This window comes from Bradyrhizobium sp. WSM1417 (genome assembly GCF_000515415.1).
Classification (GTDB): Bacteria; Pseudomonadota; Alphaproteobacteria; order Rhizobiales; family Xanthobacteraceae; genus Bradyrhizobium.
In genome coordinates this window covers 3,082,026-3,095,784 of sequence record NZ_KI911783.1, presented here as the reverse complement: position 1 = coordinate 3,095,784, position 13,759 = coordinate 3,082,026, and the positions used below count along the sequence as shown (strand labels likewise).

General features: G+C 65.7%; 12 protein-coding genes. 8 read left to right on the top strand and 4 right to left on the bottom strand.

The annotated features are described in order from the left end of the window. Window positions 1–283: 283 nt before the first annotated feature. Window positions 284–727 (bottom strand): nuclear transport factor 2 family protein, encoded by a 444-nt coding sequence (locus tag BRA1417_RS0114920; RefSeq protein WP_027516425.1) that lies wholly within the window; start codon window positions 725–727, stop codon window positions 284–286. A 90-nt stretch (window positions 728–817) separates the two neighbouring features. Here BRA1417_RS0114920 and BRA1417_RS0114915 point away from each other — a divergent pair, with 90 nt between their 5' ends. Next, a complete protein-coding gene (locus BRA1417_RS0114915; RefSeq protein WP_027516424.1) occupies window positions 818–1,732 on the top strand; it encodes a LysR family transcriptional regulator in 915 nt (304 codons plus the stop codon). 313 nt (window positions 1,733–2,045) lie between these two features. Beyond that, window positions 2,046–2,987 carry an IS110 family transposase gene (locus BRA1417_RS0114910; protein WP_027516423.1) on the top strand — a complete coding sequence of 314 codons (942 nt, stop codon included), beginning with the start codon at window positions 2,046–2,048 and terminating at the stop codon, window positions 2,985–2,987. A gap of 48 nt (window positions 2,988–3,035) precedes the next feature. On the opposite strand, the gene BRA1417_RS0114905 is transcribed toward BRA1417_RS0114910, so the two are convergent. Beyond that, window positions 3,036–3,656 carry a glutathione S-transferase family protein gene (locus BRA1417_RS0114905; RefSeq protein WP_027516422.1) on the bottom strand — a complete coding sequence of 207 codons (621 nt, stop codon included), beginning with the start codon at window positions 3,654–3,656 and terminating at the stop codon, window positions 3,036–3,038. Between the two features lie 141 nt (window positions 3,657–3,797). Between BRA1417_RS0114905 and BRA1417_RS0114900 the strand changes: the two genes are divergently transcribed. Continuing rightward, on the top strand, window positions 3,798–5,075 hold the full coding sequence (locus tag BRA1417_RS0114900; RefSeq protein WP_027516421.1) for a flavin-dependent oxidoreductase: 1,278 nt from the start codon (window positions 3,798–3,800) through the stop codon (window positions 5,073–5,075). A 209-nt stretch (window positions 5,076–5,284) separates the two neighbouring features. On the opposite strand, the gene BRA1417_RS0114895 is transcribed toward BRA1417_RS0114900, so the two are convergent. Beyond that, window positions 5,285–5,707: a PaaI family thioesterase gene (locus tag BRA1417_RS0114895; RefSeq protein ID WP_027516420.1), complete on the bottom strand. Its 423-nt coding sequence runs from the start codon at window positions 5,705–5,707 to the stop codon at window positions 5,285–5,287. Between the two features lie 68 nt (window positions 5,708–5,775). Then, a complete protein-coding gene (gene mutY / locus BRA1417_RS0114890) occupies window positions 5,776–6,897 on the bottom strand; it encodes an A/G-specific adenine glycosylase (RefSeq protein ID WP_027516419.1) in 1,122 nt (373 codons plus the stop codon). A 122-nt stretch (window positions 6,898–7,019) separates the two neighbouring features. Here mutY and BRA1417_RS0114885 point away from each other — a divergent pair, with 122 nt between their 5' ends. The 5 genes from BRA1417_RS0114885 (at window position 7,020) to BRA1417_RS0114865 (ending at window position 13,732) form a co-directional block, all read left to right on the top strand. Then, the gene (locus tag BRA1417_RS0114885) at window positions 7,020–7,514 is read left to right on the top strand and encodes a DUF721 domain-containing protein (protein WP_027516418.1); all 495 of its coding nucleotides are present in this window, start codon (window positions 7,020–7,022) and stop codon (window positions 7,512–7,514) included. Between the two features lie 127 nt (window positions 7,515–7,641). Further along, a complete protein-coding gene (locus BRA1417_RS0114880) occupies window positions 7,642–8,316 on the top strand; it encodes a DsbA family protein (protein WP_027516417.1) in 675 nt (224 codons plus the stop codon). A 217-nt stretch (window positions 8,317–8,533) separates the two neighbouring features. After that, a complete protein-coding gene (gene smc / locus BRA1417_RS0114875; RefSeq protein ID WP_027516416.1) occupies window positions 8,534–11,998 on the top strand; it encodes a chromosome segregation protein SMC in 3,465 nt (1,154 codons plus the stop codon). A 57-nt stretch (window positions 11,999–12,055) separates the two neighbouring features. Beyond that, window positions 12,056–13,033 carry a small ribosomal subunit Rsm22 family protein gene (locus BRA1417_RS0114870; protein WP_027516415.1) on the top strand — a complete coding sequence of 326 codons (978 nt, stop codon included), beginning with the start codon at window positions 12,056–12,058 and terminating at the stop codon, window positions 13,031–13,033. A gap of 138 nt (window positions 13,034–13,171) precedes the next feature. Next, window positions 13,172–13,732 carry a LemA family protein gene (locus BRA1417_RS0114865; protein ID WP_027516414.1) on the top strand — a complete coding sequence of 187 codons (561 nt, stop codon included), beginning with the start codon at window positions 13,172–13,174 and terminating at the stop codon, window positions 13,730–13,732. Window positions 13,733–13,759 lie beyond the last annotated feature (27 nt).

Below are 13,759 nucleotides of genomic sequence, written 5' to 3'. Positions count from 1 at the left end.
CGTCACCGGCCACCCTGGCAGCCGCGCGTCGCGTTGTTCGCGACCCACGCTGCACCGCGACACAATGGGGGACACTCGTTAATTGAACCTTCAAATTTTTCGCGCGCGCATGGATCGGATGGCACAACATCTGCTGATTTTATCGGCAGGTGAGCAAGGTTTTGGCGAGAAGTCCGCAGCGCCATGCAGGCCGCTGCAGCCTGTCCGGCTTGCGCCACCGACACGATCATCGCCGACCGCCGCGGATGGCACCGGTCGACGGACGCGACGCCGCTCGATCCGCTCAGCTCGCGGCCTTCGCGGCCGCTTGCGGAAACGAACCGAGCGCCTTCTCGGTCAGCACCGAGTCGCAATATTCGCGAATCTCCTTGATCTTGCCCTCCTCGAGACGGAACACGAGACAATAGTCGTTGTCGTAGCGCACGCCTTCTGGCGTGACGTTGTCGCCCTTGGCTTCGACGACGACGACATCGCCATCCGCGATGAAGCGGTGGGCGACCGTCCGCGTCCGGTCGACAAGACGGGTCCGCACATAGCCGTGCAGATCGTTGAGGATCGCCTGTTTGCCCGAAAAAGTGCGGGACCAGGAGTACTGGCCGGTCACGATCCATTTGGCGTCGTCGGCAAGACTTTCGGTGAACAAGCCACGATCGCGCGCAGCCGGATCGGGGCTGGCGGCGGCTGCAAAGATATCCTGCATCAGCTTCTTGTTGGCGCTCGCGTTCATGGCGGCATCTCCCTTGGTGAAAACGCCGAGATCATCGCCGCCGGCTTGAAATTCTTCAAATCGATAGCGGGTATGATATCTATTCGTCGCATGAATTTGAATTCGCTCGACCTCAATCTCCTGACCGCGCTCGACGCGCTGCTGCGCGAGGCCAGCGTCAGCCGCGCCGCGTTGCGGATCGGGCTGTCGCAGCCGGCGGCCAGTCATGCGCTCCAGCGCCTGCGCGACATCTTTCGCGATCCGCTCCTGGTCCGCGCAGGCGCGCGGATGGAGCTGACGCCGCGGGCGCAAGCCTTGCGCGCGCCGCTGGCGCAGGCCCTCGACCAGGTGCGCGGGCTGTTCCTATCGGATGGATTCGACGCGGCGCGCAGCGAGCGGCAATTCCGACTGATGATGCCGGACCTCGCGGTCGAGCTGTTGATGCCGCTCTTGATGGAAAAGGTGACGCAGGCCGCCCCCAATGTCCGAATCGACGTGGTGCCGTGGCGGGGACCGGCGATTTTCCACGCCGAGTTCGCCCGCACCATCGATCTCGTGATCTCAATCGGCAACGCCTTCAAGGGCTTTCACCGCCAGCTGCTCTACACCGACAGCGACGCGCTGGCGGTGCGGCGCGGCCATCCCATGGCTGCGAAGTTGAAACGGCGCGAGACGTTCCTGGCCGCACGCCATGTCGGCGTAATTATCCGCGGCCAGCCGGAGGACCTAATCGACACCTGGCTGCGCACCAAGGGCGTCGACCGGCACATCGCTCTCGTCGTCCCGGGGTATCTCGAAGCGCTGCACGTTGCCGCCCGCACCGACCTCGTCGCCTTCGTGCCGCGCCGGCTGATCGCGGCGCTGTCCAAGCAGCTCGGCCTCGTCACGGTGACGCCACCGCTCGACCCTGGGGTCGACGAGCAGTTCATGTTCTACCCGACCCGCGCGCAGATGGATCCGGGCTCGATCTGGCTCAGGCGGCTGATGCTGGAGACGGGACGGGAACTGGAGAAGAAAGCTTCTTAAGAGGCGGCTTCACCAATCTCGGTGTCGTTCCGGACAAGCGCAGCGAAGCGGAGCGCTGATCCGGGACCCATAACCCCAGGCTGTAGTTTGACGAAGACTGGTCGTTCGGTACTTCAACCGAGCACAATCGATAGATTCCGCGGTATGGGTCCCTGTGTCTTGGAAGTCTGTCATGATGAGGGTGGGCGGGAAGCCGTTGGGTCCTTGGCGCTTGACGCCGTGAGCCGGCGCGGTCTCCCGCCCGTTCCATCTATTAACCTGAACAGTTGCACGAGGCTGCAGCAACAGACCTCGCATCACAGGGACAGGCGCCGTGATCATACCGCTTCGTTACGTCGGAATCGACGTCTCCAAACAATATCTCGATATCTTCGATGAAGTCCTGGGCGTGCCGGAGCGCATCGCCAACGCGACACAGGCCATCACACAGCTGGTGGCGCGTTGGCGATGCGAGACGCTGGTCGTCTTCGAGGCTACGGGCGTCTATGACCTCGAACTGCGCGAGGCACTGCGTCAGGCCGGCATCCGCTTCGCCCGGATCAACCCGGCCCGGGCCCGCGACTTTGCACGCGCCAGCGGTCGGCTTGCCAAGACCGATCCGATCGATGCACGGATGCTGGCAGCCTTTGCGCGGGCCATGCAGCCGGTCAGCGAGCAACTCGCCGATCCGGCCCGCAACACCTTGGCCAAACTGGCAAAACGGCGAGATCAATTGGTCCTGATGCGGGCCCAGGAGAAGACCCGACGCAGCGAAGCCGAGGATCACGCCATGGCGGGACGCATCAGCCGCCTTATCGAGGTTCTCGATAGCGAGATCGCCGAGATCGAGGCCGACATCAGCGCACTGATCAAAGCAGAGCCGGAGATCTCGGATGATGCACAGTTGATGCGCTCACTGCCCGGCGTGGGCCCCGTGGCCTGCATGCAGCTCATCGCGCAGATGCCGGAACTCGGCAAGGTCGGACCGAAGCAGGTGGCGGCGCTCGCCGGCCTGGCTCCCTTCAACGTCGACAGCGGCGCCTTCCGTGGCAAACGCAAGATCGCAGGCGGTCGAAAGCGCGTTCGTGACGCCCTCTATATGGCGGCACTTAACGCGGTGCGCAGAGCCAGCCCATTCAAGACCTTCTACTCACGACTGAGACAGGCCGGCAAGCCGGCCAAGCTCGCCCTCATTGCCGTCGCCAGGAAGCTGCTGACTGTCCTCAACGCCATGATGCGCGATAGGAAATCGTACCTGCAAACCAACCCAACATAACAGTTGCCGGGTCTGCGCTTGCGCTTGCCCGGGACGACATCGAGTTTGTCACGCCTTCTGCGCGTCCATCACCTTGCGCACGGCGGGGCGATCGGACATGCGCTTGAAATGATCGGCGATCTTCGGCGTCGCGTTGATGTCGACGCTGTCGCCTTCGAGCCAGGTCGACAGGGTGTAGAGATAAGGATCGCAGATCGTGAACTGCTCGCCCATCACCCAGGGTCCCTTGTACATCTTCTGCTCGATCAGGGAGAAGCAGGCGCCCATGGTCTTCGGGATCATCGCCTTCATGTCGGCGAACGAGCTCTCTTCGCTCGCCCAGCGTGCGCCACGCATCTTGTGGGCATGGTTGATGTGCACGGTCGAGCAGAGATAGGAGTTGAACGACTGCACCTGGGCGAAGTCAAAGGGATCGTCGAGCGGCGCCAGCTTCGCCTTGGGGAAGGTCTGGGCGAGATAGGCCAGCATCGCCGGGGTCTCGGTCAGGACGCCGCGATCAGTCACCAGCGCGGGCACGCGGCCTTTCGGGTTGATCGCGAGGTACTCCGCGCTGTTTTGCTGGTTGGTCTTGAAGCTCAGTCGCTCCGCCGCGTAGTCGGCGCCGGCTTCTTCCAGGGTGATGTAGGTGGCGAGCGCGCAGGTGCCGGTGGCGTAGTAGAGCTTGAGCATGTCGGACCTCATGGGAAAGGTGGAAGGTAACGGCTGCGGGGCCCGAGGTCCATAGCACAGCGTTCTCGGCGCTCTTGCTCTTCGCAGTTGCCCACCGGCGCCCGGCTGTGCCAAGACGCCCCGAGTTGGAGGGGCTTTCCCATGACCGTACTCATCGCCGGTGGCGGCATCGGCGGGCTGACGCTTGCGCTCAGCCTGCACGGAATCGGCATTCCCGTAAAAGTGTTCGAGAGCGTCGCCGAACTGCGGCCGCTCGGTGTCGGCATCAACGTGCTGCCGCATGCGGTGCGCGAGCTGATCGAGCTCGGGCTGATGGACAAGCTCGATGCGAGCGGCGTGCGCACCCGCGAGCTCGCCTATTTCTCCAAGCACGGCAAACCGATCTGGAGCGAGCCGCGCGGGCTGGAGGCCGGCTATAAATGGCCGCAGTTTTCGATCCATCGCGGCACGCTCCAGCAATTGCTGCTCGACACCGCGATCGAGCGCCTCGGTCGCGACAACATCCTCACCAGCCATCATCTGAGCGGCTGGAGCGAAACCGCCGACGGCGTGCGCGCCGATTTCATCGACAAGGCCACCGGCAAGGCCGCGGGGACTTACGACGGCACGATCCTGATCGCCGCCGACGGCATCCATTCCGCCGCGCGTGAAAAACTTTATCCCGACGAAGGCCCGCCGATCTGGAACGGCCGCATCCTCTGGCGCGGCGTCACACCTGCAAAGGCCTTCCTCAGTGGCCGCACCATGATCATGGCCGGCCACGAGATCCTGAAATTCGTCTGCTATCCGATCTCGAAGGAGCCGGACGCCGCGGGCAACCATCTGATCAATTGGGTTGCCGAGCGCCACATGCCGCCGACCTATCAATGGCGTCGCGAGGACTATAACCGCACCGCGCGGCTGGAGGAGTTCTTGCCTTGGTTCGAGAGCTGGCAGTTCGACTGGCTCGACGTGCCCGGCCTGATCAAGAACTGTCCGCACGCCTATGAATATCCGCTGGTCGACCGCGATCCGGTGTCGCAATGGACCTTCGGCCGCGTCACGCTGATGGGCGACGCCGCACATCCGATGTATCCGATCGGCTCCAACGGCGCCTCGCAGGCGATCCTCGATGCCCGCACCATCACCCGCGAGATCCTGGTGCACGGCCCGACGCAGGCGGCCCTGCTCGCCTATGAGGCCGAGCGGCGGCCTGCAACCACCAGTCTCGTCCTGCTCAACCGCAAGAACGGCCCCGAACAGGTGATGCAGCTGGTCGAGGAGCGCGCGCCGGATGGCTACAAGGTCGTCACTGACGTGCTGTCGCAACAGGAGCTGGAGGATGTTGCCGCCAACTACAAGCGCGTCGCTGGCTTCCAGGTCGAAGCGCTGAATGCGAAGCCGCCGATCGTGAGCGCGGGTGCGCGCGCGACGAAATGAGTATTCGCACGAAGCGAGACGCACGTTGATGCGCCCTCGCCCCTTGCGGGAGAGGGCAGCGACGCCGGTAGACGCGGACTCACTCAGGTGAGGGGTCTGTCTCCGCGAGCACATCTCTGACAAATTGACCTCGCCGAGAGATACCCCTCATCCGGCGCTTCGCGCCACCTTCTCCCGCAAGGCGAGAAGGAAGGAAGAGTGCGCGGCAGCTATTTGCCCACCACCCTCGCCGCTTCGAGCAGCCGCTCGCTCGCGGTCGCCGTCGCCAGCAGCGTACCGTCTTCCGCCATCAGCTTTGCCTCGACGAACGCAATCGTCCTGCCGAGCTGCGTCACCTTGGCCTCGCCGATGATCGGTCCGGGCTTCGCGGGCGCCAGGAAATTCACGGTCATGCTGATGGTGGTGGTGTAGAGCCGGCCCTCGCTCATCACCAGCACGGCGGGGCCCATCGTGTCGTCGAGCATGGCCGAGAGCATGCCGCCCTGGATGAAGCCGGCCGGATTGCAGAACTCCGGCTTGCCGTCGAAGGCGAGCTTGATCCAGCCTTCCCCGGGGCGGGCGTCGAGCAGGCGCCACCCCAATAGCTCGGCACAGGGCGGCTTGGGAAAGTTGTCGAGCGCGGTCTTGATCATGGGAGCCTCCGTTGCCGACCACAGCTAACGCAGGCCTGCTGCCAGCATCTTGTCAGCAGGATGGGCTGCTAGGGATCCAATCCATGCGCAATCACCTTGCGCATGACGTTGGGCAACGCTTCGTCGGCGAGCGTGGCGATGGGCACCCAGCGCATGCCCGCGGGTGCCCGCGTCCGCGCTTCGGCCCTCGCGGTGTAGACCACCAGTTCCAGCGGAAAATGCGTGAAGACGTGGGTGACCACACCTACCTTGCGCTGCCAGCGCGACAGCCCCTTCAGCTCGGGTGCCTGCTGTTTTGCCTTGGCATCGTCCTGCCCGGCCAGCCAATCCGACCCCGGTACCTCGGTCATGCCGCCGAGCAGACCCTTTTCGGGACGACTGCGGACGAGAAGGTCGTCGCCGCGCGTGACAACGAAGGCGGCGCCGCGCCGTAGCGCGCCGCTCTTCTTCGGCGCCTTGCGCGGAAACGTGTCTTGCGTTCCCAGTGCGCGCGCCGTGCAGCCCTCGTTCAGCGGGCATAGCGAGCAAGCCGGCTTTTTCGGCGTGCAGATCGAGGCCCCCAGATCCATCAGCGCCTGCGCGCTATCACCGGCGCGAGACTTCTCGTCGCCGGCGCGAGAATCGGCAAGCAGCGTCGCAGCCAACTCCTGAATCAGCGGCTTGGCCTGCGGGAGCTCTTCTTCAACTGCAAAGAGCCGCGAGACCACGCGTTCGATGTTGCCGTCGACCGGCATGGTGCGGCGGTCGAACGCGATCGCCGCGATCGCTGCCGCCGTATAGGGCCCGATGCCCGGCAGCGCACGCAGGCCCACTTCGGTGTCGGGAAAGGCGCCACCGTGCTCGCGCGTCACCGCGACCGCGCAGGCATGGAGATTACGGGCGCGAGAATAATAGCCGAGCCCGGCCCACATCCGCAGCACGTCGTCTTGCGAGGCCCGCCCGAGTGCGGTGACATCGGGCCAGCGCGCGACGAATTTTTCGAAATAGGGCCCGACCGCCTTCACCGTGGTCTGCTGCAGCATGATCTCGGACAGCCAGACGCGGTAAGGGTCGGATGCCTCGCCGGGCGCAGCGCGCCAGGGCAAGCGGCGGCGGTGGAGGTCGTACCAATCGAGCAGCGCGAGCGGACGCGACGAGGTCTCCGGCTGAACGGGTTCCGATTTCGCCTTGAGGGCGGATTTGGGGCTCATGTTCGCACTGTAACGGCAATGCGTCGATCTCTCCACGTCGTGCCCACGCTTGTCGCGGGCGTCCACGTTTTTCTTCGCGGCGAAGAGCCTGTGGCCGACGCGGCGGAGTGCTATAAGGTCCCATGTCCAAGCTTCGCCCCATGAAACCCGGTCCTATCAGCGCCAAGCCGCTGTCGCTCCTGCTCAACGACGTCTTCGCCGAGGCCTATGCCAAGCAGGGTTTTGCCGCGCGCGAGTTGGTGACGCGGTGGGCGCAGATTGCCGGACCGGAGATCGCGGCCCATGCCGAGCCGCTCAAGATGCAATGGCCGCGGCCGGTCGAGGGTCAGCCGCAGGAGCCCGCCACGCTGGTGCTGCGAGTCGAGGGGCCGATGGCGCTGGAGATCCAGCACTCCGCCGATGTGATCCTGCAGCGGGTCAACCGCTTCTTCGGCTGGAGCGCGGTCGGCAAGCTGGCCTTCCGCCAGGCCCCTCTGTCGCGCGCCCGCCGGCCAACCCGGCCCGCCCCGCCGGACGCCAAATCGGTGGCCGAGGTGGCTGAGCGCCTGGGCGACATCGAAGATGAACAATTGAAGTCGGCGCTGGCGCGCCTCGGGGCCGCCATCAAGCGAAATTGAGCCTTATTCTGCGGCCAAACTGGACCTCTCCTTGCCGCTCGCCATTGCCTCAAGCGACGTTTCAAGCTAGCGACAGGCCGTCTGAATGGGAATTTTGGGCGAGACCACGCCAATCCGGGAGCCGACCTTGATCATCACCCGCCGCGCCTTCACCTCGATGCTGTCGCTGACCGGGCTTGCCGCGCTCGCCGGGTTCTCGCCACTGCGGTTCATCTCCGATGCCATGATCCCCGAAGCCATGGCGCAGCCGGCGGCTGGCGACGTGGCCAAGCCGGTGTCGCTGCCCGACATGGCGCTGGGCCCGAAGGACGCCGCCGTCACCATCACCGAATACGCCTCGATGACCTGTCCGCATTGCGCGGCCTTCAATGAGCAAGTGTTTCCCAAGATCAAGTCGGAATACATCGACACCGGCAAGGTGCGTTACGTCTTCCGCGAGTTCCCGCTCGACATCAAAGCCGCCGCCGGTTCGATGCTGTCGCGCTGCATCGCCAATGGCGACGCGCCGAAATACTTTGCCGTCACCGACATGCTGTTCCGCCAGCAGAACGACTGGGTGGTGAAGAACACCACGGAGACCCTGACGCGGATCGGCAAGCAGGCCGGTCTCACCCAGCAGCAGGTCGAGGCCTGCCTGAAGGACCAGGCGCTGCTCGACAAGATCGCCGCCGACCAGAAATATGCCAGCGACGTTCTGAAGGTCGATTCGACGCCGACGTTCTTCGTCAACGGCGAGAAGATCAAGGGCGAGACCTCGTTCGAGGAATTCGCCAAGAAGATCAATCCGCTGCTCAAGAGCTGATTCGCTCGTCAAGATTCTGATTCGCATCTCGATAGCCGTATCTTTCCCGGCATAAATCCCTTGGGAAAAGCGGCTTTCGCCGGTTGCCCTCGCGGCGCACCGCGGCCATTGTCCAGCCGCATGAGGCGCCTCGCGCGACTCGCCCGGATACCGACATTGCCTTCCATGGTATTGTCCCGGCAGGGGGATTCGCGCCTGCCAACAGAGATGCGTGCTTATGAAAATCACCCGCCTGCGCCTTCACGGCTTCAAGTCCTTCGTTGAGGCCACGGACTTCGTCATTGAGCCCGGACTGACCGGCGTGGTCGGCCCTAACGGCTGCGGCAAGTCGAATCTCGTCGAGGCGCTGCGCTGGGCGATGGGCGAGACATCCTACAAGTCGCTGCGCGCCGCCGACATGGATGCGGTGATCTTCGCCGGCTCCGGCAATCGTCCCGCGCGCAACCACGCCGAAGTGACGATGACGATCGACAATTCCGATCGCACCGCGCCGGCGGCGATGAACGACAGCCAGCTTCTGGAAATTTCCCGCCGTATCGAGCGCGAGGCCGGTTCGGTCTACCGCATCAACGGCCGCGACGTGCGCGCCCGCGACGTGCAGATTCTGTTCGCCGACGCTGCCACCGGCGCGCGCTCGCCTGCCCTCGTCCACCAGGGCAAGATCGGCGAGATCATTCAGGCCAAGCCCGAGCAGCGCCGCCGCGTGCTGGAAGACGCCGCCGGCGTCGCCGGCCTGCACGCCCGCCGCCACGAAGCCGAGCTGCGGCTCAAGGCGGCCGAAACCAACCTCACCCGTGTCGAGGACGTGATCGGCCAGCTCGCCGGGCAGATGGAAGGCCTGAAGAAGCAGGCGCGCCAAGCCGTGCGCTATCGCGAAGTTGCGGCCAAGGTCCGCAAGGCCGAAGCAACCCTGTTCCATCTGCGCTGGATCGGCGCCCATGCCGACGTCAACGAATCCGGCCACACCCACGATCTCGCGGTCCGCGAGATGGCCGAGCGTACCCAGCACCAGGCCGAGGCCGCCCGCATCCAGGCGATCCGCGCTGCCGAAATGCCGGCGCTGCGCGATGCCGAAGCGCGCGCCGCGGCGGGGCTGCAGCGCCTGACCAACGCCCGAGAGTTGCTCGATCGCGAGGAAGAGCGCGCCAAGGAGCGCGTCGCGGAGCTCGAGCGGCGCCTCGCCCAGTTCGAAGGCGACATCTCGCGCGCCCAGCAGCAGACCATGGACGCCGATGTCGCGCTGCAGCGCCTCGACGCCGAAGATGCCGAGCTGAAGGAAGAGATCAAGTCGCGCGTCGAGAAGCGTTCCGGCGTCGACGAGCGTGTCGCCGAAGCCGAGGCGGTGCTGACCGAAACCGAGCAGCAGTTCGCCGAGCTCACCACCGCGCTCGCCGACCTCACCGCCAAGCGCAATCAGCTCGAAGCCAACGTTCGCACCCACCGCGACAAGCTCGCCCGGCTCGACCAGGAGATTTCGAACGTCGCGGCGGAAGAGCAGAAGCTCACCGAGGCGACCGGCGGCTTCGGCGATCTCGGCGAGCTGACCGCGACGGTCGAGAACGCCGAGCAGACGCTGGCAGCCTCGGAAGCCGCCGCTCAGGCCAGCGAAGCCGCGCACGTCGCCGCGCGGCAGACGCTGGAATCCTCGCGCTCGCCGCTCGTCGAAGCCGACAAGCGCGTGCAGCGGCTCGATACCGAGGCGCGCACGATCTCCAAGATCCTCAACGGCGAGACCAAGAATCTGTGGCCGCCGATCATCGACGGCATCACCGTCGACAAGGGATTCGAAAAGGCGATCGGCGCGGCGCTTGGCGACGATCTCGATGCCCCGGTCGATCCGTCCGCGCCGATGCGCTGGACCAATGCCGGCGTTACCGAGGGCGATCCGGAACTGCCCGAAGGCGTCGTGCCTCTCGCCAACCACGTTCAGGCCCCGGCCGAGCTGACCCGCCGCCTGGCGCAGATCGGCGTGGTGCCGCGCGAGCGCGGCGCCGAGCTGGTCTCGCAGCTCAAGACCGGCCAGCGGCTGGTCTCGCCCGAAGGCGACGTCTGGCGCTGGGACGGTTTTGTCGCAGCCGCCCACGCGCCGACCGGCGCAGCACGGCGGCTTGCCGAGCGCGCCCGCCTCGTCGACATCGAGAACGAGCTGGAGCAGGCCCGCATCGACGCGCAGATCAAGCGTCAGGCGCTGGAGAACGCCGAGGCCGAGCTGCAGATGGCCGCCAGCACCGAAGGTGCGAGCCGCGAAGCCTGGCGCGCCGCGCAGCGCGAGCTCAACGTCGCGCGCGAGCGCCATGCCACGGTCGAGCGCGAGATCAGCCGCCACGCCGCGCGCAAGGCGACGCTGTCGGAAGCGCACAGCCGCCTGGCCGCCGACCGTGCCGAGGCCGAAGCCGCCTACGAATACGCCGAAGCCGGGATCTCCGAGCTGCCGTCGAGCGAGGACACCGAAACCCGTCTCGCCGCCGTCCGCAGCGACATCGAAGGCCATCGCCGCATGGCCGCCCAGGTCCGCGCCGAGGCCCAGGCGCTGGCGCGCGAAGCCGAGCTGGCCGACCGCCGCGTGCAGGCGATCCTCGCCGAACGCACCGAGTGGCAGAACCGCAAGGAGAGTGCCGCCTCGCATATCGACACCATTCAGGCCCGCATTGCCGAGCTTACGATCGAGCGCAGCGATCTCGAGAACGCGCCGGCCGTGTTCGCGGAGAAGCGTAGCGCGCTGATCACCGAGATCGAATACGCCGAGAACGACCGCCGCATGGCCGCTGACGCGCTGGCGACCGCGGAAAACGCGATGGCCGAGACCGATCGCGTCGCCAAGCTGACGCTGGAGGCGCTGTCGAGCTCGCGCGAGGCCACCGCCCGCGCCGAGGAGCGCATGGAAGGCGCGCGGCGCCGGCTCGAGGACATCGAGCGCGAGATCCGCGACATGCTGGAAGTCGAACCGCAGGCCGTTGCCGGCCTCGCCGAGATCGAACCCGGCACGGAGCTACCGCCGCTGCACGATATCGAGGAAGACCTCGAAAAGATGCGCCGCGATCGCGAGCGCCTGGGGGCTGTCAATTTGCGCGCCGAGGAAGAGCTGCGCGAGGTCGAGACCCAGCACAACGGTCTGGTCACCGAGCGCGACGACCTCGTCGAGGCCATCAAGCGGCTGCGCCAGGGCATCCAGAGCCTCAACAAGGAGGCGCGCGAGCGGTTGCTGACGTCGTTCGAGGTCGTCAACAACCACTTCAAGCGCCTGTTCGTCGAGCTGTTCGGTGGCGGCGAAGCCGCGCTGCATTTGATCGAGAGCGATGACCCTCTTGAAGCCGGCCTCGAAATCATCGCCAAGCCGCCGGGCAAGAAGCCGCAGACGCTGTCGCTGCTCTCCGGCGGTGAGCAGGCGTTGACGGCGATGGCGCTGATCTTCGCGGTGTTCCTCACCAACCCCTCGCCGATCTGCGTGCTGGACGAAGTCGACGCTCCGCTCGACGACCACAACGTCGAGCGCTATTGCAACCTGTTGCACGAGATGACCGCCTCGACCGACACGCGCTTCATCATCATCACCCACAACCCGATCACGATGGCGCGGATGAACCGCCTGTTCGGCGTCACCATGGCCGAACGCGGCGTCTCGCAGCTGGTGTCGGTGAACCTGCAAGAGGCGGTGGACATTCTCGACCAGAACGTGGCGTGAACCCGCGCCGGTCGCGCACCCATTGACGTCGTCATCCGCGAAAGCGGATGATGAAACATGATCTCTCCGACCCTCCCCGCCGAACTGAAAGCGGCGCTCGACGGCAAGCTGCAGGGCTTTTCCCGCACCGACGCTGCGCAGCGATCGCAGAAAATCTCCACCACCTACCGCGCAGGCGGTGGCTCCGGCACGATCAAGTCGGAGGCGGATGCGCTCGCCTATGCGCTCGCGCGCATGCCGGCGACCTACGCTGCGGTGGCGGCCAGTCTGAATGCGCTGACTGAGATCGTACCGGACCTCGCTCCGGAAACACTGCTCGACGTTGGCGCAGGTCCGGGCACCGCGAGTTGGGCCGCGGCGGAGGCGTTCTCCTCGCTGCAGGGTTTCACCCTGCTCGACGCCAACGCCACGCTCAGCCGTCTCGCGCTCGAACTGGCGCGCGACAGCACGCGTCTGACGGATTGCCACTATTTGCCGGGCGATGCCGGCGCGAACCTCGCCGAGGTCTCGCAAGCCGATCTCGTCGTCGCGAGCTATGTCATCGGCGAGCTCAGTGAGGGCGATCAACGCAAGTTCGCGGAAGCGATGTGGGCGAAAGCGCGCCACGCGCTGGTCGTGATCGAGCCCGGCACGCCCGCCGGCTACGCGCGCATCATCGCTTTGCGCCAGCAACTGATCGCGGCGGGCGCCTATGTCGCCGCACCCTGCCCGCACGAAAAGCCGTGTCCGTTGACGGCGCCCGACTGGTGCCATTTCTCGCAACGCTTGCCGCGCTCGCAGGCTCACCGCCAGATCAAGGGCGGCGAGGTGCCGTTCGAGGACGAGCGATTCATCTACGTGGCGCTGACCCGCACGCCGCCCGCAACCCGCGCCGCACGCGTGCTGGCGCCGCCGGATGTCGGCAAGGCCGAGATCACGGCAAAGCTCTGCACCGGGGAAGGCCTCGCGATCACGAAGGCGCCGCGCCGTGACAAGGCCGCCTATGCGAGCGCCCGCCGCTGGCGCTGGGGCGATGCCGACCTGTCCGAAAGTTAACCTCCTCCGGCTCTTTCACCTTGAACTCGGATAGCCTCTCATCCGACCAAATCCTACCTTCCCTCTGCGCCGGGCTCTCGCTCCGCGTCAATTTGGTCTACCCTAGCGCCCGCCTTCTTCCCCCTTCAGGAGTTCTCCATGTCGACCGGCTGGATCGTCCTCGGCGTTATCGTCGTCCTCGTGTTCTTTGCCTTCGCCGCCTACAACCGGCTGGTGGCGCTGGGCCAACGCGTCGGCCAGGCCTTTGCCGACGTCGACGTGCAGCTCAAGCAGCGTCACGATCTGATCCCGAACCTGGTCGAAACGGTGAAGGGCTATGCCTCGCATGAGCGCGGCACGCTCGACGACGTCATCAAGGCGCGCAATTCGGCGATGTCGGCGCAGGGACCGGCGCAAGTGTCCGCGGCCGAGACCCAGCTCTCTGGCGCGCTCGGCCGGCTGATCGCGCTGTCGGAGGCCTATCCTGACCTGAAAGCCAACGCCAATTTCCAGCAGCTCGCCAGCGAGCTGTCCGATCTCGAGAACAAGATCGCAGCCAGCCGCCGCTTCTTCAACAACGCGGTCCAGGAATACAACACCGGCATCCAGCAGATGCCCGCCGCTCTGTTCGCCGGCATGTTCGGCTTCACCAAAAAGGACTTCTTCGATCTCGGCGCCAGCCGCACCGAGGTCGAGGCCACGCCGCAGGTGAAGTTCTGAGTTGAGCCGATAGGCCGGCAGGGCATC